Genomic DNA, 25,262 nt, shown 5'->3' on the forward strand with positions numbered 1-25,262 from the left:
GGATGACCTCGCCGGACCGGGACCGCCACCACCACGGCTCGGTGCTCGAGGCCGAGGTCACCCTGACCAGACCGTCCGGGGCCTACGACGTCGTCAGCCTCGCGGTGCCCTCGGACCCGGTGTGGGAGCGGTGCCGCCCCGGGCAGTTCCTCGTGCTGCCCGGCGACCTCGGTCGGGGGGAGCCGTTGCCCACCCTGCTCTGGGTGGCCGGGGTGTCGGTGGACCCGCTGCACGGCACCGCGGTGGAGGTGGTGCTGCCCGCGGCGGAGCGACACCGTTTGACCGACGGCCGGCGCCACCGGCTGCTCGGGCCGCTGGGCCGCGGCTTCGGCCTGCCCGCCCACCCGGTGCCCGTCCTCGTCGCCGGGCACGAGGCGGCGACGGTCCCGCTGCGCTGGCTCGTCCCGCTGCTCCGGGAGCGGGGCAGCGAGGTGCACCTCGTGCTCTCCGCGGACGACCCCGACCGGCACCTCGACGTCGGGCTGCTGCGGCGCCAGGCGGCCACCGTGGTGCTCACCGACGGCGCCGAGCTCGGGCCGACCGTCGCCCGGAGGCTGGACGAGGAGCAGGACGTCGCCGTCGTCTACGCCGCCGGGTCGCGCGACCAGGTCCACGAGCTCGCGGGCGCCTCGCGTCAGCGGGGCAGGGTGTCCCGGGTGCTGGCCCTGGACCTGCAGGAGCCGGTGCTGTGCGGGACGGGCCTGTGCGGGCAGTGCGACCTGCTGGTCGAGGCCGAGCGGTCGGCGCGCCTGCTGCGGGCGTGCCTGGAGGGACCGGTCGTGCCGGGGGAGCTGGTGGCCGATGCCGCGCGGTGACCTGCTTCCCCGGGTGCTCGTCGCCCCGGGTGCCGTCGACGACGCGCGCGGGCTGGTCCGCTTCGGGACCCTCGACGGGCTGCTGGTCCCGGTCGGTCCCGTGGTGGGCGAGCCGGAGCGCGTCGGGCCGGCGGTCGTCCACGGCGCCGGCCCGGGAGGACTGGAGCACGGCTCGGCCCCGGGAGTCGGGCTGCTGACCGCGGTCGACCGGTTGCGCTGGTGCGCCACCCGGGGGCTGCGTGCCGTGGTGGCGGTGCGGGGCACCGTCCACGGCCCGCGTGAGCCGGCGGTGCTCGCCGGGCGCCTGTGCCGGGGTCTGGAGGGCGACGCCGTCGCCGCGGTCGAGGTCGACCTGCGGGAGGCCGACGACCAGCACGCGCTGCGCGTCCTGGCGCGGCTGCGCGAGGAGACGCCCCGGGACCTGCTGCTGCTCGCCCGGCTCTCGGCGCTGCAGCCGGACCTGGTCGGGGTGGCACGAGGTGCGGTCGCCGGTGGCGCGGGAGGGGTCGTGGTCTGCGGCTCGGTGCCGCTGGACGAGGGCCGCTGGTGGTCCGGCCCCTCGACCGGTGCGGTCAGCCGCGCCGGCGTGCGCCGGCTGGCGTCAGCGGCCCGCGAGCAGCGCTGGCCGGTGGTCCCCCTCGTCGCCGCCGGCGGCGTCCACGACCTCGCCAGCGCGCGGAGCGCCCTTGCCGCCGGCGCGACGTCGGTCCAGCTCGGCACCGCGCTGTGGGCCGACCCCACGCTGCTGTGGACCATCGCCCACGACCTCGAACGGCTGCCGGAACCCCCGGAGGAGAACCCATGACCACGAGCCCGCACGACCCGCAGACCCGGTCCGGTCCCCGGCCGCGCTTCGGCAGCCGCCTCGTCGAGGCGATCGACCGGCACGGCCCGCTGTGCGTCGGGCTGGACCCGCACCGCGAGCTGCTGGAGCGGTGGGGCCTGCCGGACACCGCCGAGGGCGTCGGGGAGCTGTGCTCGGTGGTCCTGGACGCCGCCACCGGCCGCTGCGCCGCGGTCAAGCCGCAGTCGGCCTTCTTCGAGCGGCACGGGGCGGCGGGCATCGCCGTCCTCGAGGACGTCCTGCGCACCTGCCGCGAGCAGGGCCTGCTGACCGTGCTCGACGTCAAGCGCGGCGACATCGGCTCCACCATGGCCGGGTATGCCCAGGCCTACCTCGCCGACGACGCCCCGCTGGCGGCCGACGCGGTCACGCTGAGCCCCTTCCTCGGGTACGGGTCGCTCGCCCCGGCCGTGGACCTCGCGCGTGCCACCGGCCGGGGGGTCTTCGTCCTGGTGCGCACCTCCAACCCGGAGGGCGGCGAGGTGCAGCGCGCCGGCGATCCCGCGGTGGCGCACCGGCTGATGCAGCAGGTCGGCCGGGACAACGCCGGGCAGGAGCCCTGCGGCGACGTCGGCGTGGTCGTCGGGGCGACGCTCGACCCGGTCGGGGAGCAGCTGGACCTCGAGGGCTCGCTCGCACCCGTCCTCGCGCCGGGCGTCGGGGCCCAGGGTGCCGACGAGCACGACGTCGCGCGCGCCTTCGCCGGTGCCCGCGGCCGCGTGCTCGTGCCCGTGTCGCGGGGCCTCCTCGGGGAGGGCCCGGACGGCGTCGGGACGGCCGTGGAGTCCTGGGCGCAGCGGCTGGCCGGGGCCGTGGGGGACCCCTGAGGGTCCTGCCTCCGCAGGTCAGCCGGACGGGCCGGGGACGCACGGGTTGGCACCAGCCGGAGAGGGTCGCTATGTTCGACGGCACCAGGGTTGTCCCCTGGCACTGGACGATCAAGGAGTTGGACCGTGGCCCTTCCTGAGCTGACGCCGGAGCAGCGCGCCGACGCACTCGCCAAGGCGGCCGCCGCCCGTCGCGAGCGGGCAGCCGTCAAGAACCGCCTGAAGAACTCCCAGGGCTCTCTCAAGGACGTCATCGCCGAGGGCAAGGAGAACGACGTCATCGGCAAGATGAAGGTCTCCGCGCTCCTGGAGTCGATGCCCGGCGTGGGGCGGGTGCGTGCCCGTCAGCTCATGGAGGAGATCGGCATCTCCGAGAGCCGCCGCGTGCGCGGGCTGGGCGCCAACCAGGTGCACCACCTGCTCGACCACTTCAGCGACCGCTGAGCACCGCGGGGACGGCCGGCCCGCCGCAGGGCGCCCCGGCCGGCGGCGCGCGACGCCGTCTCGTGGTGCTGGCCGGGCCCACGGCGGTCGGCAAGGGGACGGTCGCGGCCTACGTCCGCGAGCACCACCCGGACGTGTGGCTCTCGGTCTCGGCGACCACCCGGCGTCCGCGTCCGACCGAGCGCGAGGGGGAGCACTACTTCTTCGTCGACGACGCGGAGTTCGACCGGCTCCAGGAGTCCGGCGAGCTGCTCGAGTGGGCCACGGTGCACGGCCGGGCGCGCTACGGCACGCCGCGCGGCCCGGTGGAGCACTCCCTGGAGCGGGGGCGGCCCACCATGCTGGAGATCGACCTCCAGGGCGCCCGCCAGGTGCGGGAGGCCATGCCCGAGGCGCTCTTCGTCTTCCTCGCGCCCCCCACCTGGGAGGAGCTGGTGCAGCGGCTCGTGGGTCGGGGCACCGAGACCGAGGCCGAGCGCACCCGCCGGCTGGAGACCGCCCGGACCGAGCTGGCGGCCGCGCAGGAGTTCGACGTGACCATCGTCAACGACGATGTCGCCCGGGCGGCCGAGGAACTCGTATCATTGATGGTCGACCCCCCAGCACCCACCCGAACGACGACGACGAAGGACTGAGAGCACCGTGAGCGGAACCGGCACCATCGCCCACCCCGACGGCATCACCAACCCCCCGATCGACAGCCTGCTGCAGCGCGCGGACAGCAAGTACGCGCTGGTCATCTACGCCGCCAAGCGCGCCCGGCAGATCAACGCCTACTACTCCCAGCTGAGCGAGGGCCTGCTGGAGTACGTCGGCCCGCTCGTCGAGGCCGACGCCACCGACAAGCCGCTGTCGATCGCCCTGCACGAGATCGACCAGGGCAAGCTGCACACCAGCTCGCCCGAGAGCTGAGCGACCCCCACCACGACCCGCGGACGGGAGGCGACGGCGGTATGCGTGTGGTCCTGGGTGTCTCCGGCGGCATCGCCGCCTACAAGGCCTGCCTGGTCCTGCGCCTCCTGACCGAGGCGGGGCACGAGGTCACCGTCGTGCCCACCGCCGCCGCGCTGCGCTTCGTCGGCGCACCCACCTGGGAGGCGCTCAGCGGCCGCCCGGTGGCCAGCGACGTCTGGGAGGACGTCCCCCAGGTGCCGCACGTCCGGCTCGGCCAGCAGGCCGACCTCGTGCTCGTCGCCCCCGCCACGGCCGACCTGCTGGCCCGCGCGGCGCACGGCCTGGCCGACGACCTGCTCACCTCGACGCTGCTCACCGCCCGCTGCCCCGTCGTCGTGGCGCCGGCGATGCATACCGAGATGTGGCAGCACCCCGCGACCCGGGCCAACGTCGCGCTGCTGCGCGAGCGGGGGGTGCACGTGGTCGAGCCCGCCTCCGGGCGGCTCACCGGCGCGGACACCGGCCCGGGGCGTCTGCCCGAGCCGGAGGACATCGTCGCCGCCGCGCTGGGGACCGTGCCGCAGGGATCGACCCACGACGCCGCAGGAGGCGCCACCGGCGACCTCTCCGGCCGCCACGTCGTCGTCACCGCCGGGGGGACGCGCGAGCCGCTGGACCCGGTCCGCTACCTCGGCAACCGTTCCTCCGGCAAGCAGGGGTATGCCGTGGCCGCCGAGGCCGCGCGCCGTGGCGCCCGGGTGAGCCTGGTCGCCGCCAACGTCGCGCTCGACACGCCGCCCGGGTGCGACCTGGTGCCGGTGGAGACCGCGCTGGAGCTGGAGCGGGCGGTGACCGACCTGGTCGACGGCGGTGGGGTGGACGCGGTGGTCATGGCCGCGGCGGTCGCGGACTTCCGCCCGGCGCGCTACGCCGAGGCCAAGATCAAGAAGACCCACGGCGACGGGGACGACAGCGCACCGACGATCGAGCTGGTCCGCAACCCGGACATCCTCGCCGGCCTCGTGGCCGCGCGCGGGGGAGCCACCTCGCCCTACCTCGTCGGTTTCGCCGCGGAGACCGGTGACGGCACTGGCGACGTGCTGAGCCTGGCCCGCGCCAAGCTCGCGCGCAAGGGCTGCGACCTGCTCGTCGCGAACGAGGTCGGGGTAGGCAGGACCTTCGGCCAGGACAGCACCACGGCGCACCTCCTGCGGCCGGGCACGGAGGAGATCCGCACAGTCGGCCCGGGCAGCAAGACGCTCGTCGCGCAGGCGATCTGGGACCACGTGGCGCCGTCGCTGCGCTGACCCTGCCGCCGTGCGAGAGGTGTCGGCGGTGGACCGTAGACTCGCCGCGTCAGTCAGCAGCCGCTGCCCCGAAGGAGCCCTTCCATGACCCGCCTGTTCACCTCGGAGTCCGTCACCGAGGGACACCCCGACAAGATCTGCGACCAGATCAGCGACGCGATCCTGGACGACCTGCTCGCCCAGGACCCGCACTCGCGCGTGGCGGTCGAGACGTTGGTGACGACCGGCCTGGTCCACGTGGCCGGCGAGGTGCGCACCCAGGGCTACTCCAACATCGCCCAGCTCGTCCGGCAGACGATCCTCGACATCGGCTACGACAACTCCTACAAGGGCTTCGACGGGCGCACCTGCGGGGTGGAGATCTCCATCGGTGACCAGTCGGTGGACATCGCCACCGGTGTCGACGACGCGGTCTCCAGCCGCGGGGCGGAGCTGGCCGACCCCTTCGACCAGCAGGGCGCGGGCGACCAGGGCCTCATGTTCGGCTACGCCTGCGACGACACGCCCGAGCTCATGCCGCTGCCCGCCTTCCTCGCGCACCGGCTGGCCGAGCGCCTCGCCGACGTCCGCAAGAGCGGTGAGCTGGACTACCTGCGCCCCGACGGCAAGACGCAGGTGACCATCGCCTACGACGGTGACCGGGCCGTGCGCCTCGACACGGTCGTGCTGTCCACCCAGCACGCGCACGGCATCGACCTCGCCGAGCAGCTCACCCCGGACATCCGGGAGCGGGTCATCACGCCGGTGCTGGACCAGGCGCACGAGGCCGGGGTGGAGCTCAAGACCGACGGCTACCGCATGCTCGTCAACCCCACCGGGGTCTTCACCATCGGCGGGCCGATGGGTGACGCTGGCCTAACCGGGCGCAAGGTCATCGTCGACACCTACGGCGGCATGGCGCGCCACGGCGGCGGTGCCTTCTCCGGCAAGGACCCGTCCAAGGTCGACCGCAGCGCCGCCTACGCCATGCGCTGGGTGGCCAAGAACGTCGTCGCCGCGGGTCTGGCCCGCCGGTGCGAGATCCAGGTCGCCTACGCCATCGGCTACCCGCACCCCGTCGGGCTCTACGTCGAGACCTTCGGCACCGAGACGGTCCCCGTGGACCGCATCCAGGACGCGGTGCGCCGCGTCTTCGACCTGCGGCCCGCCGCGCTGGTCGCGCAGCTCGACCTGCTGCGGCCGATCTACCGTCCGACCGCCGCCTACGGCCACTTCGGCCGGACGCAGGCCGCCGGCCTCGTCGACGGCTTCACCTGGGAGCGGCTGGACCGCGTCGACGAGCTGCGCGCCGCGGTCTGAGCCAGGGGTCCGCGGGGGTCGAGATGGCCGAGCAGCTCGAGCTGGTCCCGCCTCCGGCGACGCCGCGGCGGCGCACGACCCGCCCGGCCTCGCAGGTGCCCCTGGCCGAGGTCGACCCGGTGGCCACCGTGCTCGTCGACACGCCCCTGCCGCACCTGGACCGGCCGTTCGAGTATGCCGTCCCGGCCGAGCTCGACGACCGGGCACGACCGGGCGTGCGGGTCCGGGTGCGCTTCGCCGGGCGGGACCACGACGGCTTCCTGCTCACCCGAGCGGCGAGCGCCGAGCACCAGGGCAGGCTCACCCCCTTGCGCTCGGTCGTCAGCCCGGAGCCGGTGCTCACGCCCGAGGTGCTGCACGCCGCCCGCGAGGTCGCCGACCGCTACGGCGGCACCCTCGCCGACACGGTGCGCCTGGCCGTCCCACCCCGGCACGCCCGGGCCGAGCGCTCCGTCCCCGACCGCATCGAGGTCGGCGTGGGGGCACCCGACGCCGGGCGAACCGGGGGGGCGAGGCACGGAGACGAAGGAGCGAGCGGGTCCGGCGAGGACGCCTGGGCGGACTACGAGGCCGGCCCGGCCCTCCTGCGACGCCTGCGCGACGGCGGTGCACCGGCAGCCGCCTGGCTCGCGCTGCCCGGGCGGGCACCGGGACTGGACTGGCCGGACGCCCTCGCCGCCGCGGTGGACGCCACGCTGGCGGGCGGCCGCGGCGCGCTCGTGGTCGTGCCGGACCGCCGGGACGTGGAGCGGCTCATGGGGCCGCTGACCGCGGCGGTCGGGGAGGACCAGGTCGTCCGGCTGACGGCGGACCTCGGGCCGGAGGCTCGCTACGCGGCCTTCCTGCGGGTGCTCCGGGGCCACGCCCGGGTCGTGGTCGGGACCCGCGCGAGCGCCTTCGCCCCGGTCCCGGACCTGGGCCTGGTCGCCTGCTGGGACGAGGCCGACGACCTGCACCAGGAGCCGCGTGCCCCCTACCCGCACGTGCGCGAGGTGCTCCGGCTCCGTGCCCGGCGCGAGGGGGCGGCGCTGCTCGTCGGGGGGTTCACCCGCAGCGTGGCCGTGCAGCAGTGGGTGGGGGAGGGCGTCGTCGCGCCGGTGACGGCCGAACCACCGGTGCTGCGGCGGACGGCGCCGGCGGTCCTCGTCGCGGGGGAGGGCCACCAGGAGGAGCGGGACGCGGCCGCCCGGACGGCCCGGTTGCCGAGCGTGGCCTGGCGCGCCCTGCGGGCCGGGCTCGAACAGGGCGCTCCGGTGCTCGTGCAGGTCCCGCGGCAGGGCTACGTCCTCGGCCTGGCCTGCCAGGACTGCCGCACGCCTGTGCGCTGCGCGCGCTGCCAGGGCCCCGTGGGTGCGGGCGAGGGGCGGGCGGCACCCGCCTGCCGGTGGTGCTCCTCCGAGGTGCCCGCGACCTGGTCATGCCCGGAGTGCGGATCGCGCCGGCGGCGGGCGACCGGTGTGGGGGAGCGGCGGACGGCCGAGGAGCTCGGGCGCGCCTTCCCCGGGACCCGGGTCGTCAGCTCCGGGGGCGAGCACGTGGTGGACGAGGTGGGGCCCGCGCCGGCGCTGGTGGTGGCCACGCCCGGTGCGGAGCCGTGGGCCGCCACGGGATATGCCGCGGTCGTGCTCCTCGACGGCTGGATGGTGCTGGAGCGGGCCGCCCTCGACGCCCCCGTGGAGGCGCTACGGCGGTGGTGCGCGGCTGCCGCGATGGTCCGTACCCGTGTGCCCGAAGACGAGCAGGGTCCGTCGCGCCGGCGCGCCCCCGCGGTCGTCCTCTGCGGGGTGCCGCCGCACGGTTCCCTCCCTGCCGTCGAGGCGCTGGTGCGCTGGGACCCCGCCTGGCTCGCCCGCCGGGAGCTGGGGGAGCGTGCCACCCTCGGCCTGCCCCCGGCGACCCGTCAGGTCGAGGTCACCGGGCTGGTCGGGGCGGTCGACGAGGTGGGCCGAGCTCTCGTCGCGGACGGCCACCGGCTGCTGGGCACGGTGCCGCTGGGTGGGTCCGAGGGGGAGGACGCTCGCGCCCGGGCGACGGTGCGGGAGGCGCCGGAGCACGACCTCGCCCGGTCGGTGCATACCGTGCGCGCCGAGCGCAGCGCCCGCAAGGCGCAGGAGACCGTGCGCCTGGTCCTGGACGGGGAGAGCCAGTAGGCGCGCGGCACCCCGTGCACGCGCGCCGCGGCGCCCTGTTCCGGTTGACGTAGCGTCACTGCTACGGAAGTCTCAAAAGCGTAACGATCCCGTCACCGTGTGGGCACGATGCTGGCGTGGCGGGGTCCGGGGTGTCTAAGTTGCCACTGCAACCCCCCGGCGCGTCGATGGTGCGTGCGGTGGACCAGGGCGGTCCGCCGGCGTGAGACGCCCATTCACTAGGAGGAACATTGAAGATCAGGCGCGCGACCATGGCCGTTGTGGCGGCCGGTGCCCTGGCCCTGGCCGGATGCACGTCCGACACCGGTTCGGACGACACCGACAACGCCGCCGAGGGCGGCGGCGACGGCGCGGAGGAGAGCGAAGGCTCCGAGGACATGGGGTCCGAGGAAGACATGGGCGGGGAGGACGGCTCCACCGAGCGGGCCGACATCGACTTCACCACCAACGACGACTCCGTCTCCTTCTCCAGCGGCGCCGAGGAGTACAACGCCTACAACGGCAACACCGCGGCGACCAACTCGACCTACAACGCGGTCGTCAACAACCAGCTGCAGACCGGCTTCTGGTACTGGGGCACCGACGGCACGGTCTACCAGAACGAGTGGTTCGGCTCCTACGAGCAGACCTCCGAGGACCCGCTGACGGTGGAGTACACCATCTCCGACGACGCGGTGTGGTCCGACGGCACGCCGATCACCTCCAACGACTTCCTCCTCGACTGGGCGTCGACCAACCCCGAGTCCATGGGTGGTGCCGAGGAGCTCGGCTTCGACCCGGTCTCGACCTGGTCCACCTACGCCACCGAGGGCCTGGAGACCGAGCCCAGCAGCAAGACCTTCACGGTCGTCTACCCCGAGCCCTACCCGGACTGGGAGATCTCGGTGTCGGCCCCGCTGCCCGCGCACGTCGCGGCGGAGCAGGCCGGCATGGAGCCCGACGAGCTCGCCCAGGCGATCCTCGACGGCGACGCGGAGACCGTCTCCCAGGTGTCCGAGTTCTGGAACACCGGCTGGCTCTTCCCCAACTACCAGGTCGAGGACGAGGCTGTCGTCCCCTCCTCCGGTCCCTACACCCTCGAGGGTGCGGCCTGGGAGAGCGGCAACCAGCTCGCGCTGGTCCCGAACGAGAACTTCTTCGGCCCCGCCCCGGCGACCGGCAACCTGGTCTTCAAGTTCGCCGCCCCGGAGACCCACGTCCAGGCGCTGCAGAACGGTGACATCAACGTCATCGAGCCGCAGGCCACGGTCGACACCCGCCAGCAGCTCGAGGGCATGGGCGACCAGGTGGCGGTCGAGAGCAACCAGCAGATGACCTGGGAGCACCTCGACTACAACTTCGCCGAGGACTCGGTCTTCAACGACGACAACGGCGGCCTGGCCGCCCGCGAGGCCTTCGCGATGTGCGTGCCGCGGCAGAACATCATCGACAACCTCATCGCGCCGATCAGCGAGGACGCGGTCGTCCTCAACGCCCGCGAGCGGTTCCCCTTCCAGGAGGGCTACCAGGAGATCGTCGACGCCGCCTACAGCGGTCAGTACGACGAGGTCGACATCGAGGGTGCGAGCGCCAAGCTGGAGGAGGCCGGGCTCGAGACCCCGGTCGAGGTCCGCATCGGTTACTCCGCCCCGAACCAGCGTCGTACCGAGGAGGTCGCCCAGATCAAGTCCTCCTGCGACGAGGCGGGTTTCGAGATCGTCGACGCCGGCAACCCCGACTTCTTCGAGGCGGGCGGCACGCTGGAGCAGGGTGACTGGGAGGTCGCGCTCTTCGCCTGGGCCGGCTCGGGCCAGATCGCCTCGGGCGAGCCGATCTACTCCACGGACGGGTCGCAGAACTTCGGCGGCTTCTCCAACGAGGAGGTCGACGCGGCCTGGGACACCCTGGCGTCCTCGCTCGACGAGGAGGTCCAGACCGAGCAGCTCAAGATCATCGAGAAGCTGCTGTGGGACAACCTCTACGGCATCCCGCTGTTCACCCACCCGGGTGTCATCGGCTACGACAGCACCCTGGAGAACGTCCGGCCCACCTCGGTGCAGACCGGTGTCTCCTGGAACGCCGACCAGTGGGTCCGCGCCAGCTGACGCGCCTCACCTGAGCGTGCGGCGGGCCTGAGCCCGCCGCACGCTCCGGCACCGGCAGACGGGGCGGGAGGGTAGACGCCCTCCCGCCCCGTCCGCTGTCCAGATCACCTCTCCACCACCCACCCGGACCCCGTGCCCGGTGGCGACACGCGTGGACCGGTGCCCGTGGTCACCACCCCGGATGAGGGGTTAGAGTCTGCGGGCAGTCCGTCACACCGCCGTGAACACTCTCACCGCAAAGGTCAGACCCGTGCTCCAGTTCATCCTCCGCAGGATCGCGATCTCCGCGCTGATCATGTTCCTCGGCTCCGTGCTGATGTACGTCCTCACGATCAACTCCGGGGACCCGCTCTCGGACCTGCGCGAGTCGCGCGCCGAGAACCGGGACCAGCTCATGGCCGCGCGGACGGCGAACATGGGGCTCGACGACCCGTGGTGGCTGCGCTACCTCGGGTGGCTCACCGGCGTCAGCCGCTGCTTCGTGCTGCAGTGCGACCTCGGCGACACCCGGGACGGCAGCGACGTCAACAACCTGCTGCTGGCCTCCGCCGGCGCCAGCCTGCGCCTCGTGACGGTTGCGACCTTCCTGGCGATCTTCATCGGCGTCACCCTCGGTGTGCTCTCCGCGATCCGGCAGTACTCCGGCTTCGACTACGCCGTGACCTTCATCGCCTTCCTCTTCTTCTCGCTGCCGGTCTTCTGGGCGGCGGTGCTGCTCAAGGACTTCGGCGCCATCCGTTTCAACAACTGGATCGCCGACCCGACCGTCTCGACGACGGCGACAGCCGTCGTCGCCCTACTGTTCGCCCTGGCCGTGGCCTCGGTGCTCGGCGGCGGGTTACGACGTGAGCTCATCACCGGCGCCGTCACCTTCGTCGTGGTCTTCGGCCTCGTCTTCGGCTTCGACCAGGTGACCTGGTGGGTGCAGCCGGCCATCGGGCTGCCGCTCATCATCGTCGGGGCCCTGGCTGCGCTCGGCTTCATGCTCGTCATGACGGTGGGGCTGTCGAACCGCAAGGTCATGTATGCCGGGCTGGTGACCATCGGCCTGGGCCTGGTCGCCTACTTCGTCACCGGCCCGATCCTGGACGACCCCTCCGGCTGGCTGGTCATCATCGCCATGGCCCTGCTCACCGTCGCGGTCGGGCTCGCCGTGGGATGGGTCATGGGGGGTTACGAGCGGCGCACCGCCATGATCGTCAGCGTCGGCACCGGGCTCGGGATGGCCTTCCTCGTCTTCATGGACTACCTGCTGCGCGGCTGGGCGGGCTTCCTGGAGCTCTCCGGCAACCGACCGGTGAGCACCATCGGGGAGAACCGGATCATCCCGGAGCGCTTCACCGGCGACTTCTGGGAGGGCATCTTCAACTGGGGGGTCCAGCTGGTCCTGCCCACCATCGTGCTGACCCTCATCTCGATCGCCTCCTACAGCCGCTACACCCGAGGCTCGATGCTGGAGACCATCAACCAGGACTACATCCGGACCGCGCGCTCCAAGGGGCTGTCGGACCGGGTGGTCTTCACCAAGCACGCGCTGCGCAACGCACTCATCCCCATCACGACCATCGTCGCCTTCGACTTCGCCTCGCTGCTCGGGGGAGCGGTCATCACCGAGTCCGTCTTCGGCTGGCGCGGCCTCGGAGCGATGTTCCGGCAAGGCCTGGACCAGGTGGACCCCAACCCGGTCATGGCCTACTACCTGGTGGCCGGCGGTGCCGCGGTGCTCATGAACATGCTGGCCGACATCGCCTACGCCTCCCTCGACCCGCGGATCCGGCGGTGAGTCAGATGCGGATGACGCCCCTCCCCGACGACCTCCCTGCCCCCACGACCGACCTGAGGATCCCGCGATGACCGACAGCCACCGCCCGGACGACCCGGAGTCCACCCCGGCCGCCAGCACGGTCGAGGAGACCTACTCGGTCGAGAAGCAGCTCGACTTCAGCCAGAAGTCCTACTCCCAGGGCCAGCTCGTGCGGCGCCGCTTCTTCCGGCACCGGGGCGCCATGGCCTCGCTCATCGTCCTCGTCGTCATCACGCTCGTGGCCTTCACCTCGATCGGCTACGGCCTCATCCCCGCGTGGTGGAACAAGACGTTCTACGAGGCGGGGACGGCGGTGGACGGCGGCAGGCCGACGCTCCAGCTGTGGCCGTTCCAGATCGGCGAGCACCCCTTCGGCCAGGACACCATCGGCAAGGACTACTTCGCGCTGACGATGCGCGGCACCCAGCGCTCGCTCATCGTGGCCTTCACCGTGGGGCTGCTGTCGACGCTGCTCGGCACGATCATCGGCGCGGTCGCCGGGTTCTACCGCGGCTGGGTCGAGGCCGTGCTCATGCGCGTCACCGACCTCTTCATCATCATCCCCCTGCTCGTCCTCGCCGCCGTCCTCGGCAAGATGGCCGGCGGCGGCATCTGGTCGCTCGCCCTGGTGCTGAGCCTGGTCTCCTGGACCGGCCTGGCCCGGCTGGTGCGCGGCGAGGTGCTCTCGCTGCGCGAGCGCGAGTTCGTCACCGCCGCCGAGGCGATCGGGACCGGCTCGGGGCGCGTGATCTTCAAGCACATCCTGCCCAACACCATCGGCACGATCATCGTCAGCGCCACGCTCACCATCGCGACGACGATCCTGCTGGAGTCCGCGCTGTCCTTCCTCGGCTTCGGGGTGCGGCCACCGGACACCTCTCTCGGGCTGCTCATCTCCGAGTACCAGAACGCCTTCCTCACCCGACCCTGGCTCTTCTGGTGGCCCGGCCTCATGATCCTGGCGATCGCGCTGTCGGTGAACTTCCTCGGCGACGGTCTGCGCGACGCCTTCGACCCCCGGCAGAACAGGACGGCCGACTGACATGACCACGACCACGCAGAGCGACTCCGGCCAGCCGGTCTACACCGGGTCCGGCACCCCCACGGGCGACGAGGAGGTCGTCCTCGGGTTCAGCGACGTCGACGTGCGCTTCAAGACCGAGTTCGGGAGCGTGCACGCCGTCAAGGGGGTCGACCTCAAGGTGCGCCCCGGCGAGGTCGTCGCCCTCGTCGGCGAGTCCGGCTCCGGCAAGTCGGTCACCTCGATGACCGCGATGCGCCTGCTGCCGCGCAACGCCACGATCGGCGGTCAGGTCGACGTCGCGGGCCGCGACGTGGGCCGGCTCTCGGAGTCGAGCATGCGGCGGCTGCGGGGCAACGACGTCGCCATGGTCTTCCAGGAGCCCATGACCGCGCTCAACCCGGTGCTCACCGTCGGCACCCAGATGGTGGAGTCCATGGAGCTGCACCGGGTGGCCCGCGGCGCGGCGGCATGGAGCCGGGCCATCGAGCTGCTGGGCATGGTCGGCATCCCCGAGCCCGAGCGGCAGATGAAGAAGTACCCGCACGAGCTCTCCGGCGGTCAGCGCCAGCGCGTCGTCATCGCCATCGCGATCAGCTGCGACCCCAAGGTCATCATCGCCGACGAGCCGACCACGGCGCTGGACGTCACGGTCCAGGCCGACATCCTCGACCTGCTCCGCTCGCTCAAGGACAAGCTCAACACCGGCATCCTGCTCATCACCCACAACATGGGCGTCGTGGCCGACATGGCCGACCGGGTCGCCGTGATGTTCAAGGGGGAGATCGTCGAGCGCGGGACGGTCGAGGAGGTGCTGCTGCACCCCAACCACGACTACACCAAGATGCTGCTGGGCTCGGTCCCGCGCATGGGCGCCGGCCGCGGGCAGATGGGCATCAGCGTCAAGGAGGAGATCGACGAGCAGGCGCCGCTCGCGATCGAGCTGAAGAACCTCGTCATCGAGTACCAGCGCCTGGGCAAGGCACCGTTCCGGGCGGTCGACGACGTGAGCTTCGACGTGCGCCAGGGCGAGATCGTGGGTCTCGTCGGCGAGTCCGGCTCGGGCAAGAGCACCATCGGTCGCTGCGCCCTCGGCCTCATCCCGGCGGCCTCCGGCGAGTTCCGGCTCCTCGGCCAGGACATCACCGGGGCCCGTCGGCGCGACCTCAAGCCGCTGCGCAAGCGGATCGGCGTGATCTTCCAGGACCCGGCCGCCTCGCTCAACCCGCGGCTGCCCATCGGCGAGTGCATCGCCGAGCCGCTCGTCGTGCACAAGGTCGGCGACCGCAAGTCGCGGGAGAACAAGGTCTACGAGCTGCTGGACGCCGTCCAGCTGCCCCGCGAGGTCTACAACCGCTACCCGCACGAGGTCTCCGGCGGGCAGCGGCAGCGCATCTCGGTCGCGCGCGCCCTCACCCTCGACCCCGAGCTGCTCGTCGCCGACGAGCCCACCTCGGCGCTCGACGTGTCCGTCCAGGCGCGGGTGCTCAAGATCTTCGCCGACCTGCAGGAGCAGTACGGCTTCGCCTGCCTGTTCATCAGCCACGACCTGGCGGTCATCGACCTGCTCGCGCACAAGGTGGTCGTCCTCCAGAACGGCAAGGTCGTCGAGGCCGGGCCGCGCGAGCAGATCATGGAGAACCCCCAGGAGGACTACACCCAGCGGCTCATCGCCGCCGCGCCCGTGCCCGACCCGGTGGAGCAGGGTCGACGTCGCCGCGACCGGCACGAGCTGCTGCTCGAGCAGGGCGAGGAGATCGTCGAGCTCAACGTCGACGCGGAGGAGTTCCACCAGTCCGCCGGCGAGGCCGAGGTCGTGGACGTGGACGAGACCGGGAGCACCGGCGACCGGAAGAGCCGCTGAGCGTCGGTGCGTCTCGTCTTCGCCGGGACCCCCGACGCGGCGGTCCCCAGCCTGCGTGCCCTGCTCGCCTCCGACCACGAGGTCGTCGGTGTGCTCACCCGGCCGGACGCCCGCGCCGGGCGCGGCCGGTCGCTGCGCCCCTCAGCGGTCCGCGAGGTGGCCCAGGAGGCGGGCATACCCGTCCTCACGCCGCGGTCCCTGCGTGACCCGGAGGTGCGGGACCAGCTCCTCGCCTGGGCCCCCGACGCCTGCCCGGTCGTCGCCTACGGGCTCCTGGTGCCCCCCGACCTGCTCGCGCTGCCCCGGCACGGGTGGGTGAACCTGCACTTCTCGCTGCTGCCGGCCTACCGCGGCGCCGCCCCCGTGCAGCACGCGCTGCGGGCCGGGGAGGACGTCACCGGGGCCGTGACCTTCCTGCTCGAGGAGGGGATGGACACCGGTCCGGTCCTCGGCCGGCTCACCGAGACCGTGCGGCCGCGGGACACCTCGGGCGACCTGCTCGCGCGCCTCGCCGACGCCGGCTCCCACCTGCTGGTGGGCACCCTCGACGCGCTCGAGGCCGGCGCGGTCGTGCCGCAGCCGCAGCCGGCCGACGGGGTGAGCCTCGCGCCCAAGGTCGAGGTCGACGACGCCCGCGTGTCCTGGGAGCAGCCCGTCCAGGCGGTCGACCGGCTCGTGCGCTCCTGCACCCCCGCACCGGGGGCGTGGAGCACCTTCCGTGGTGCCCGGCTCAAGCTCGGACCGGTCCACCCCGTGGAGGGCGGGCCGCAGGACCCTGCGGAGCTCGCCCCGGGCGAGGTGCTCGTGGCACGCGACGAGGTCCTCGTCGGCACCGGCAGCGGGCCGGTGCGGCTGGGCCAGGTGCAGGCGCAGGGCAAGCGCGCCATGGACGCCACGGACTGGGCCCGCGGGGTCCACCCGGAGCCCGGTGAGGTGCTCGGTGGCTGAGGGTGGCTCGTCCCAGCGTGGAGGTGCTCCCGGGCGGGGCGGGGCGCCGGACCGCGGGCGACGCGGCCCCCGGCGCCGGTCCGCGCAGACCCCGGCCCGGCGGGCCCGCGAGGCCGACCCGGCACGGTCGGTCGCCTTCCGGGTCCTGCGGCAGGTGGACACCGACGAGGCCTTCGCCAACCTCGTCCTGCCCGGGGCCCTGCGCGCAGCCTCGCTCTCCGGCCGCGACGCGGCCTTCGCCACCGAGCTGACCTACGGCACCCTGCGGATGCGCGGGCTCTACGACGCCGTCCTCGCGCAGGCCGCGGACCGCCCGGTCTCCGAGATCGACAGCCCGGTCCGCACCGTCCTGCGGCTGGGTGTGCACCAGCTGCTCGGGATGCGCGTGCCCGACCACGCGGCGGTCAGCGCCACCGTGGCGCTGGCCCGGCAGCAGGTCAGCCAGGGGGCCGGCGGCTTCGTCAACGCCGTCCTGCGTCGGGTCAGCAGCCAGGACCGCGAGGCCTGGGTGGCCTCGCTCACCGAGGGGGTCGAGGACCCGGTGGCGCGGCTGGCGCTGGAGCACTCGCACCCCGAGTGGGTCGTGCGTGCGCTGCGGGCCGCCCTCGTCTCCGGCCGCGGCACCGACGCGGTGGAGCGGGGCGAGCTGTCGGACCTGCTGGCCGCGCACAACCGCCCCGGTCCGCTGACCCTGGTCGCCCGGCCAGGCCTCGGCGCCGAGGAGGAGCTCGAGGCCGCCGGCGCCCGCCCCGCACCGGTCGGCCGCACCGCCTGGGAGCTGGGGCAGGGCGACCCCGGTGCCCTCGAGGCGGTCCGGGACGGTCGGGCGGCGGTGCAGGACGCCGGGTCCCAGCTGCTCACGCTCGCCCTCGCGGAGGCCCCGCTGGAGGGCTCCGACGAGCGCTGGCTCGACCTGTGCGCCGGCCCGGGCGGCAAGGCCGGCCTGCTGGCGGCCCTGGCGACGGAGCGCGGCGCCCGGCTGCGGGCCAACGAGGTGAGCGAGCACCGGGCCGAGCTCGTGCGGCACACCCTCGTGGGCCCGGTGCACGGCGGCGCGCGGGTCGAGGTGACCGTGGGCGACGGCCGGGACGTGGGCCCGCAGGAGCCGGACACCTACGACCGGGTCCTCGTCGACGCGCCGTGCACCGGCCTGGGCGCGCTGCGCCGACGCCCCGAGGCGCGCTGGCGACGCTCCCCCCAGGACCTCGGCACCCTCGGTCCGCTCCAGCGTGCCCTGTTCGACTCCGCGCTCACGGCGGTGCGCCCGGGCGGCCTCGTGGCCTACGCCACCTGCTCCCCGCACCTCGCGGAGACCGAGCTGGTCGTCAAGGACGTGCTCAAGCGGCGACCGGACGTCGAGCCGGTGGACGTCCGCCCCCTCCTGCGGGACCGGGCCGGCATACCGCTGCCGGACACGGGGGAGGGTCCGTGGGCCCAGCTGTGGCCGCACCTGCACGGCACCGACGGCATGTTCGTGGCCCTGCTCCGGCGCTCTCTAGACTGAGCTCATGGCCGAGCCCGCGCACCTCCAGATCAGCCCCTCCATCCTCGCCGCGGACTTCGCCCACCTGGCCCGCGAGCTGCAGGCCATCGAGACCGCGGACTGGGCGCACGTGGACGTCATGGACGCCCACTTCGTGCCCAACCTCACCCTGGGCCAGCCGGTCGTGGAGGCGCTGGCCAAGGTCAGCCCGGTCCCGCTCGACTGCCACCTCATGATCGACGACCCAGACCGATGGGCGCCGGACTACGCCGAGGCGGGGGCCTCCTCGGTGACCTTCCACGTCGAGGCCGTGGCCGACCCGGTCGGCACCGCCCGGGCCATCCGCGCCGCCGGCGCCCGGTCCGCCATGGCGCTCAAGCCCGGCACGCCCTTCGGGCCCTACGTCGACCTCCTGCCCGAGCTCGACATGGTCCTGGTCATGACGGTCGAGCCCGGCTTCGGCGGCCAGTCCTTCATGGAGGACCAGCTCGCCAAGGTGCGCGAGGTGCGCGCGGCCGTGCGCCGGCGCGGCGGCGAGATCTGGGTGCAGGTCGACGGGGGAGTGGCGCAGGACACCATCGGGCGCTGCGCCGAGGCGGGTGCCGACGTCTTCGTCGCCGGCTCGGCGGTCTACGGCGCCGAGAACGTCGCCGCGGCCATCGCAGACCTGCGGCGGGCGGCGGCGGACCCCTCGGAGGTGTGAGCGTGGACGTGTGGGGCGACCTGTTCTACGCCGAGGTCTCCGTCCTCGGGCACACCGTGGCCTGGCGGGAGGTCGTCGGCAACGTCTTCGGCTTCGCCTCGGCCCTGCTCGGCATGCGCCGCACCGTGTGGGCGTGGCCGGTGGGGATCATCGGCAACCTGCTGCTCTTCACCGTCTTCATGGGCGTGTGGTTCACCAACCCGCAGGAGCACAGCCTCTTCGGGCAGGCGGCACGGCAGGTCTTCTTCATCGCGACCAGTGTCTACGGCTGGTGGCGGTGGCAGGCCTCGCGCCGCACCCGCGCCAAGGGTGAGCCCGCCATCACGCCGCGCTGGGCGACCCTGCGGGAGCGGACGGCATACCTGGTCGGGGCGGTGCTGCTCATCGTGCTGGCGCAGTGGGTCTTCGCGCAGGTCGGCGCGGGCTGGCCGGCGCCGCGCTGGTACTACTGGACCGACGCGTGGATCTTCGTCGGGTCGATGCTCGCGACCTTCGCCATGGCCCGCGGCTGGGTGGACTTCTGGCTCGTCTGGATCGCGGTGGACCTCGTGGGGATCCCGCTGCTGTGGCACTCGGGCTACTACCCCTCCGCCGTGATGTATGCCGTCTACGGCGGCCTCGTGCTCTGGGGCTTCGTGGTCTGGGCACGAGCGGCGCGTGACGAGGCGCCCCAGGGAGCGGTCACGGGGGCGGGACCGGCGGCCGGGGACGCGGCGGTGCACCGGTGAGCGACGCGACCGGCCCCTACGCGCCCTTCCGGCCGGTGACCGGTGCACGGGTGGCACGGGTCGCCGCCCTCGCCTCGGTCCTCCTCTTCGGCCTCATCGCCCTCTTCGGGCCCAGCTACGCCGGGTCGAGCCCGACCATGTCCCTGCTCAACCGGATCTTCATCCTCCTCTTCGGGCTGGTCATGGGAGCCTTCCTCTGGAGGTATGCCCTCATCCGCGCGATTCCCTCGCCCACCGGGCTCACCGTGGTCAACCTCGTGCTGCGGCGCGACCTCGAGTGGTCCCAGGTCGCGTCCGTGACCTTCGCCGACGGGGCGCCGTGGGTGGTGCTCGAGCTGACGGACACCGAGGAGCTGGCCGTCATGGCGATCCAGCGGGCCGACGGACGACGGGCCAAGGAGGAGGCCTCCCGGCTGGCGGCGCTCGTCGAGCACCACCAGCGCTGAGCGCCTACGCCGGGTCGATCTCGTCTCGCGTCGGCGGCACCCGGCGGCGCGCCTCGGCCATGGTCATCCCGGACAGGACCAGCAGGTCCACGACCGTCGAGCGCACCTGGGCCCGGAGCACCTCGGCCGAGAGCCCCGCCCGCGAGTGGGGCCAGGTGGACTGCCGGGCCAGGTGCACCAGGTCCTCCTGCGCGCCACCGAGCGGCTCGCGCTGCTCCAGCTTCTCCTGCAGCACGGCCGTGGCCTCGGCCAGTCCCTCCACCATGTCGGTGTAGGAGTCGGGCACGAACTCGCCGGCGTCCACCGCCGCCTCGGCGCGCCGCGCCAGCACGCGGACGTTGCGGATCGCGAGGTCGAGCGGGGACAGCAGTGCCTTGATCTCCTGGACCTCGGCCCGGTGGACACCGGAGAGCAGCGGGGCCATGCGGGCCGCCGCGGCGGCCTCGGCGGTGGTGCTCTGCAGTGCCTCGAGCTCGGCCGACAGCTGCCGGGCGGTCCGCAGCGCCCGGGTGGCGCGGCCGACGTCCCGGTTGCGCAGGCTCTGCGTGGTGTCGGTGAGCACCTCCGCCAGGTGGCCGACGAGGGCGATGATCCGCTCGCGGGGCCGCTTGGTGGTCGAGCGCATGGGGGCCAGCATGGCGATGATCAGGGCGATGCCGCCGCCGACGGCGGCGTCCAGCCAGCGGCTGAAGGCCTGCCCGTCGTCGGCCACGAGGGTGGTGATGATGACGCCCTGGATCCCGGCCTGCATCATGAGCAGCTGGCCCGCGCCGGCGAGGACGGCCAGGGACATCGCGACGACGCAGACCGCGAAGATCTGCCACAGCCCGGTGCCGAGGTAGTGGACGAAGAGGTCGCCGATCCCCACCCCGATCGCCACCCCGAGGGTCAGCTCGACGATCCGGCGGAGCCGGTCCCCGTAGGTCAGCCCCAGGCAGATCATGGCCGTGATCGGCGCGAAGAAGGGCAGCGGGTGCCCGAGGAGGTCGTGCGCGACGAACCACGCCAGGACCGCCCCGGTGGCGGCCTGGAGGATGAGCCAGGCGCGTGCCCGGAGTCGCAGCACCCGGGTGCGTGCCGCGCGGGGGCTGATCTCCTCGCGGAGCGGGTCGAGGACCACGTGCCCGGCGGCCCGGGCGTGCTCGCGCGCGCTGCTCATGGCACCAGTGTGTCCTAACCCCCTGACCCCCGGCTGGGCTCAGGCGCCCCGGCGGTGGGCGGCGAGGGCGGCGACGTCCTCCTCCTCGCCGGTGACCTCGACCCGGGCCACCTGGTCCCGGCCGAAGGCGTGCAGCAGCAGCTCCAGCGGGGTGCCGGTGATCACGACGCTGCCCTGCCCCTGCCCCGGCCGGTGCAGCGCCGCCCTCCCGTGCGAGGGCGCGACCGCGACGACGCCGCAGGGCGCACTGCGGTAGAGCATCCTGCCCGCGGTGCGGACGGTGCCCCACAGCTGGGAGGGCACCGGGTCGGGGAGCGGGGTCGGCTCCCACCCCGGCTGCGCCCGGACCAGGTCCTCGTGGTGGACCGCGAGCTCGGCGACGTTGACCGCACGGTCCAGGGCCGGGATCCGGGTCGGCCACCAGGCCGGCGGACCGCTGCGCACCTGGTCCACCAGCTCGGCGAAGGGTCGGGCGGCGATCTGCTCCTGCACCTTGTCGGTGTGCCGCTGCAGCGGCGGCACCGGCAGCCCGATGCCGGGCAGGGTGTCGGGCCGCGACTCGCGGGCCACGAGGTGGGCCAGGAGGTCGCGCACGGTCCACGGGGGGCACAGGGTGGGCGCGTCCGGGCCGAGGTCGGTGGCGGTCGTCGCGACGAGGTCGCGCATCAGGTCGGGGGAGTGCGGCATACCGCTCATCGAACCACGCCGGAAGTGTGTCGGTCGTGCGTGGGAGGATAGGACGAACCACCACCACCCGCCTCGTTCCACGGAGGTCCCCTGCCCCATGCCCTCGTCTGCCGCCACCGCACCGGTGCCCCGACCCGTCACCGACCGCGCGGTGCTGCGTCGTGGGCTCCGCGTCATCGGCGGCGGGATGGCGGCCCAGCGCGGCCCGGTGGCGGTCGCGGTGGTCGGCTCGGTGCTCTGGGCCGGCGCCACCGTGGCGACGGCGTGGGCGATCGGCTGGCTCACGGACGAGGTCGTCGAGCCCTCGGTCCAGGCCCGCCAGGTCGAGGCCGCCGGTCTCTGGACCATCTTCGGTGTGCTCGCCGGCGTGCTGCTCGTCAACGTCCTGGGCGTCATCCTGCGCCGCGTCTGGGCCACCGTGGCCGGCTTCAACCTGCAGGCGGACTACCGCCGCAGGGTGACGCGGCAGTACCTCCGGCTGCCGCTGTCCTGGCACCACGCCCATCCCTCGGGCCAGCTGCTCTCCCGGGCGCACGCCGACGTCGAGGCGACCTGGCAGGTCTTCAACCCGCTGCCCATGGCCATCGGCGTCATCTTCATGCTCGTCATCGCCGGCACCATGATGGTGCTCGTCGACCCGCTGCTGGCCGTCCTGGGGCTGCTCGTCTTCCCCGGCCTGTTCGCCGCCAACCTCGTCTTCCAGCGGGTGATGTCGCCCCGGATCACCCGCGCCCAGCAGCTGCGGGCCGAGGTCGCCGAGGTCGCGCACGAGTCCTTCGAGGCGGGCCTGGTCGTCAAGGCGATGGGCCGCGAGGACCAGGAGACCGAGCGCTTCCGGTCCAAGGCCTACGAGCTGCGGGACTCGCTCATCCTCGTCGGCCGGACCCGGGGCGTCTTCGAGCCGGTCATCGAGGCCATCCCCACGCTGGGGACGCTCGCGGTCCTGGGGGTGGGCACCTGGCAGGTGTCGCGGGGCGCCCTGGACGCCGCCGACGTGGTGCAGATGGCCTACCTCTTCTCCATCCTGGCCTTCCCGGTGCGGGCGCTGGGGTGGGTGCTCGCCGAGATCCCGCGCTCGGTGGTCGGGCACGACCGCGTGCAGCACGTGCTCCGCGCCGGTGGGGGTATGCCCTACGGCTCGGCCACGCTGCCGGCGCGTGAGCGGCCCGCCGAGTCCGTGCTGCGCGGCGTCACCTACGCCCACGCGGGGGAGGAGCGGCCGACGATCCGCGGGGTCACGCTGGAGGCGCCGCAGGGCAGCACGGTGGCCCTCGTCGGGCCCACCGGCTCGGGCAAGAGCACCCTCACCAACCTCGCGCTGCGCCTCGTGGACGCCGACGACGGGTCGGTGCGCCTCGACGGGGTCGAGGCGCGCGAGCTCGCCCACGGCGAGCTCCCGGCGAGCGCCTCGCTCGTGGCGCAGCAGACCTTCATGTTCGACGACTCGGTGCGCGGCAACATCACCCTGGGTGAGGAGGCGGACGACGCGAGCGTCTGGGAGTCGCTGCGCATCGCGCAGGCCGACGACTTCGTGCGCTCCCTGCCGCAGGGTCTGGACACGGTCATCGGCGAGCGCGGCGGGAGCCTGTCCGGCGGGCAGCGCCAGCGCATCGCCCTGGCCCGGGCCATCTGGCGCCACCCGCGCCTGCTCGTGCTCGACGACGCCACGAGCGCGGTCGACCCCTCGGTGGAGCAGGCCATCCTGGCCGGCCTCCGCGAGGCCCGCGGCGGCATGACGGTGCTCGTCGTCGCCTACCGGATGGCGACCATCCTGCTGGCCGACGAGGTGGTCTACCTCGAGCACGGCCGGGTCGTCGACCAGGGCTCGCACGCCGAGCTCCTCGGGCGCTGCCGCGGCTACGTCGACCTGGTGCAGGCCTACTCCCGGGAGGCCGCGGAGCGGGCCGCGCTCACCCGGCAGGAGGAGGTGGCACCATGAGCGAGGAGCAGGAGCGCGGGCACGAGGGCCCGGTGTCCAGCCGCATCGCCGGGCGGTCCCAGCTCAGCACCGGCGCGACCCTGCGCCGGGGGCTGGAGCTCTCGCCCGAGCTGCGTGACGGGCTGCTGCTGACGCTGCTGCTGGCGGTGGTGGCGACCGTGGGGCGGGTGGTCATCCCGTTCGTCGTGCAGCAGACGACCGACAACGGCATCAACGCCGAGGGCGGGCCGGACGTCGGCTTCGTCGTGCGGGCCATCGCGCTCGCCGGGGGAGTGGTCGTCCTCACCTCGATCGCGCAGTACGCCGTCAACGTCCGGCTGTTCACCGCTGCCGAGTCGGGCCTCGCCACGCTCCGGCTCAAGGCCTTCCGGCACATCCACGACCTGTCCGTGCTCACCCAGAGCACCGAGCGGCGCGGTGGGCTGGTCTCGCGGGTGACGAGCGACGTCGACACGATCTCGCAGTTCGTGCAGTTCGGCGGTCTCATGCTGCTCGTGAGCTCGGTGCAGATCGTGCTGGCCACGATCCTCATGCTCTTCTACAGCCCGATCCTGGCGGGCGTGGTCTACCTGTGCCTGGTGCCCCTGGCCCTCCTGGTGCGCCGGTTCCAGCCGGTCCTGGGCCGGGCCTACGGCACGGTGCGGGAGCGGGTCGGGGACCTCCTGGGCTCCATCGGCGAGTCGATCGTCGGCGCCACGACCATCCGCGCCTACGGCGTGGAGGAGCGGACCGCCGCCCGGATCGACGAGGCGGTCGAGGCGCACCGCGTCTCCGCCATCCGGGCGCAAGTGCGTTCGGTCATGGCCTTCGTCTCCGGCCAGGCCTTCGCCGGCATCACCATGGCGGTCGTCCTCGTCGTGGGCACGGTCCTCGCCGCGAACGGGCAGCTGACCCTCGGCAAGCTGCTGGCCTTCCCCTTCCTCGTCAACCTCTTCACCCAGCCGGTGCTCATGGCGACCGAGATCCTCAACGAGATGCAGAACGCCATCGCCGGCTGGCGCCGGGTCATCGGGGTCATCGACACGCCCGCGGACGTGTCCGACCCCGGCCCGGACGGGGTGGTGCTCGACCGCGGCCCCATCACCGTGGACTTCGAGGACGTGTCCTACGCCTACCCCGGCGGGGCCCGGGTCCTCGAGGACGTCGACCTGCACATCGCCCCGCACACCCGGGTGGCGGTCGTGGGGCAGACCGGCTCGGGCAAGACGACCCTGGCCAAGCTGCTGACGCGCCTCATGGACCCGCTCGAGGGCGTGGTCCGGCTGGACGGGGTGGACCTGCGCGAGGTGTCCTTCGCCAGCCTGCGGCAGCGCGTCGTGCTCGTCCCGCAGGAGGGTTTCCTCTTCGACGCCGACCTCGCCGACAACATCCGCGTCGGGCGCCCGGAGGCCTCGGACGACGACCTGCGGCTCGCGGTCACCGAGCTGGGGCTCGACGCCTGGGTCGACTCCCTGCCGCACGGGCTGGGGACGCAGGTGGGCCAGCGCGGTGAGTCGCTGTCGGCGGGGGAGCGCCAGCTGGTCGCGATCGCGCGCGCCTACCTCGCCGACCCCGACCTGCTCGTGCTCGACGAGGCCACGAGCGCGGTGGACCCCGCCACCGAGGTCCGGGTGCAGCGCGCTCTGGAGGGGCTCACCACCGGTCGCACCTCGGTCGCCATCGCGCACCGCCTCTCCACGGCGGAGGCCGCGGACGTCGTCGTGGTCGTGGACGCCGGCCGCATCGTCGAGCTCGGCCACCACCGCGACCTCGTGGACGCGGGCGGTGTCTACACCCGGATGCACGCGTCCTGGGCCGCCCAGCAGGCGGTCTGAGC

22 protein-coding genes are annotated in these 25,262 nt (G+C 73.6%); 20 read left to right on the forward strand and 2 right to left on the reverse strand.

The features are described 5' to 3' along the window. The first annotated feature begins 2 nt into the window (after positions 1 to 2). The 18 genes from SGUI_RS01020 (at position 3) to SGUI_RS01105 (ending at position 19,661) form a co-directional block, all read left to right on the forward strand. Positions 3 to 815: an iron-sulfur cluster-binding protein gene (locus tag SGUI_RS01020; protein ID WP_191090931.1), complete on the forward strand. Its 813-nt coding sequence runs from the start codon at positions 3 to 5 to the stop codon at positions 813 to 815. After that, positions 802 to 1,620 carry a hypothetical protein gene (locus tag SGUI_RS01025; protein WP_066635138.1) on the forward strand — a complete coding sequence of 273 codons (819 nt, stop codon included), beginning with the start codon at positions 802 to 804 and terminating at the stop codon, positions 1,618 to 1,620. Before SGUI_RS01020 ends, SGUI_RS01025 begins: the two co-directional genes overlap by 14 nt. Beyond that, entirely contained in the window at positions 1,617 to 2,486 is an 870-nt protein-coding gene (pyrF, locus tag SGUI_RS01030) for an orotidine-5'-phosphate decarboxylase (RefSeq protein WP_066635141.1), read from the forward strand. Before SGUI_RS01025 ends, pyrF begins: the two co-directional genes overlap by 4 nt. A gap of 126 nt (positions 2,487 to 2,612) precedes the next feature. Continuing rightward, positions 2,613 to 2,930 (forward strand): integration host factor, actinobacterial type, encoded by a 318-nt coding sequence (gene mihF / locus SGUI_RS01035; RefSeq protein WP_010148593.1) that lies wholly within the window; start codon positions 2,613 to 2,615, stop codon positions 2,928 to 2,930. A gap of 62 nt (positions 2,931 to 2,992) precedes the next feature. Continuing rightward, a complete protein-coding gene (gene gmk, locus SGUI_RS01040; protein ID WP_066635144.1) occupies positions 2,993 to 3,565 on the forward strand; it encodes a guanylate kinase in 573 nt (190 codons plus the stop codon). A 7-nt stretch (positions 3,566 to 3,572) separates the two neighbouring features. After that, positions 3,573 to 3,842: a DNA-directed RNA polymerase subunit omega gene (gene rpoZ, locus SGUI_RS01045; protein ID WP_022924097.1), complete on the forward strand. Its 270-nt coding sequence runs from the start codon at positions 3,573 to 3,575 to the stop codon at positions 3,840 to 3,842. A gap of 41 nt (positions 3,843 to 3,883) precedes the next feature. After that, positions 3,884 to 5,131 carry a bifunctional phosphopantothenoylcysteine decarboxylase/phosphopantothenate--cysteine ligase CoaBC gene (coaBC, locus tag SGUI_RS01050; protein ID WP_066635147.1) on the forward strand — a complete coding sequence of 416 codons (1,248 nt, stop codon included), beginning with the start codon at positions 3,884 to 3,886 and terminating at the stop codon, positions 5,129 to 5,131. A gap of 84 nt (positions 5,132 to 5,215) precedes the next feature. Further along, the gene (metK, locus tag SGUI_RS01055; protein WP_066635149.1) at positions 5,216 to 6,430 is read left to right on the forward strand and encodes a methionine adenosyltransferase; all 1,215 of its coding nucleotides are present in this window, start codon (positions 5,216 to 5,218) and stop codon (positions 6,428 to 6,430) included. 23 nt (positions 6,431 to 6,453) lie between these two features. Next, positions 6,454 to 8,580 carry a primosomal protein N' family DNA-binding protein gene (locus tag SGUI_RS01060; protein WP_066635154.1) on the forward strand — a complete coding sequence of 709 codons (2,127 nt, stop codon included), beginning with the start codon at positions 6,454 to 6,456 and terminating at the stop codon, positions 8,578 to 8,580. 251 nt (positions 8,581 to 8,831) lie between these two features. Further along, entirely contained in the window at positions 8,832 to 10,664 is a 1,833-nt protein-coding gene (locus SGUI_RS01065; protein WP_083190403.1) for an ABC transporter substrate-binding protein, read from the forward strand. Between the two features lie 250 nt (positions 10,665 to 10,914). Continuing rightward, positions 10,915 to 12,447, forward strand: a complete 1,533-nt coding sequence (locus tag SGUI_RS01070) for an ABC transporter permease (protein WP_066635160.1) — start codon at positions 10,915 to 10,917, stop codon at positions 12,445 to 12,447. A gap of 67 nt (positions 12,448 to 12,514) precedes the next feature. Continuing rightward, on the forward strand, positions 12,515 to 13,510 hold the full coding sequence (locus tag SGUI_RS01075) for an ABC transporter permease (RefSeq protein WP_066635162.1): 996 nt from the start codon (positions 12,515 to 12,517) through the stop codon (positions 13,508 to 13,510). A gap of 1 nt (position 13,511) precedes the next feature. After that, entirely contained in the window at positions 13,512 to 15,353 is a 1,842-nt protein-coding gene (locus tag SGUI_RS01080) for an ABC transporter ATP-binding protein (RefSeq protein ID WP_066635164.1), read from the forward strand. 6 nt (positions 15,354 to 15,359) lie between these two features. After that, a complete protein-coding gene (fmt, locus tag SGUI_RS01085) occupies positions 15,360 to 16,301 on the forward strand; it encodes a methionyl-tRNA formyltransferase (RefSeq protein ID WP_066635166.1) in 942 nt (313 codons plus the stop codon). Then, positions 16,294 to 17,805 carry an RsmB/NOP family class I SAM-dependent RNA methyltransferase gene (locus SGUI_RS01090; RefSeq protein ID WP_066635172.1) on the forward strand — a complete coding sequence of 504 codons (1,512 nt, stop codon included), beginning with the start codon at positions 16,294 to 16,296 and terminating at the stop codon, positions 17,803 to 17,805. Before fmt ends, SGUI_RS01090 begins: the two co-directional genes overlap by 8 nt. Positions 17,806 to 17,809: 4 nt before the next feature. Next, positions 17,810 to 18,487, forward strand: coding sequence for a ribulose-phosphate 3-epimerase (rpe, locus tag SGUI_RS01095; protein ID WP_066635174.1), 678 nt, complete (start codon positions 17,810 to 17,812; stop codon positions 18,485 to 18,487). A 2-nt stretch (positions 18,488 to 18,489) separates the two neighbouring features. Further along, a complete protein-coding gene (gene pnuC / locus SGUI_RS01100) occupies positions 18,490 to 19,215 on the forward strand; it encodes a nicotinamide riboside transporter PnuC (protein WP_066635176.1) in 726 nt (241 codons plus the stop codon). After that, positions 19,212 to 19,661: a PH domain-containing protein gene (locus SGUI_RS01105; RefSeq protein WP_066635179.1), complete on the forward strand. Its 450-nt coding sequence runs from the start codon at positions 19,212 to 19,214 to the stop codon at positions 19,659 to 19,661. The genes pnuC and SGUI_RS01105 overlap by 4 nt, the downstream gene beginning before the upstream one ends. A gap of 4 nt (positions 19,662 to 19,665) precedes the next feature. Here the strand turns inward: SGUI_RS01105 and SGUI_RS01110 are convergent, their stop codons facing one another. Then, positions 19,666 to 20,820: an FUSC family protein gene (locus tag SGUI_RS01110; protein ID WP_066635184.1), complete on the reverse strand. Its 1,155-nt coding sequence runs from the start codon at positions 20,818 to 20,820 to the stop codon at positions 19,666 to 19,668. 39 nt (positions 20,821 to 20,859) lie between these two features. After that, the gene (locus SGUI_RS01115; protein ID WP_083190404.1) at positions 20,860 to 21,507 is read right to left on the reverse strand and encodes a TIGR03085 family metal-binding protein; all 648 of its coding nucleotides are present in this window, start codon (positions 21,505 to 21,507) and stop codon (positions 20,860 to 20,862) included. A gap of 97 nt (positions 21,508 to 21,604) precedes the next feature. Here SGUI_RS01115 and SGUI_RS01120 point away from each other — a divergent pair, with 97 nt between their 5' ends. Continuing rightward, positions 21,605 to 23,446, forward strand: a complete 1,842-nt coding sequence (locus SGUI_RS01120) for an ABC transporter ATP-binding protein (RefSeq protein WP_066635189.1) — start codon at positions 21,605 to 21,607, stop codon at positions 23,444 to 23,446. Beyond that, the gene (locus tag SGUI_RS01125; RefSeq protein ID WP_066635190.1) at positions 23,443 to 25,260 is read left to right on the forward strand and encodes an ABC transporter ATP-binding protein; all 1,818 of its coding nucleotides are present in this window, start codon (positions 23,443 to 23,445) and stop codon (positions 25,258 to 25,260) included. The genes SGUI_RS01120 and SGUI_RS01125 overlap by 4 nt, the downstream gene beginning before the upstream one ends. Positions 25,261 to 25,262: the final 2 nt, after the last annotated feature.

The organism is Serinicoccus hydrothermalis (genome assembly GCF_001685415.1).
Taxonomy (GTDB): Bacteria; Actinomycetota; Actinomycetes; order Actinomycetales; family Dermatophilaceae; genus Ornithinicoccus; species Ornithinicoccus hydrothermalis.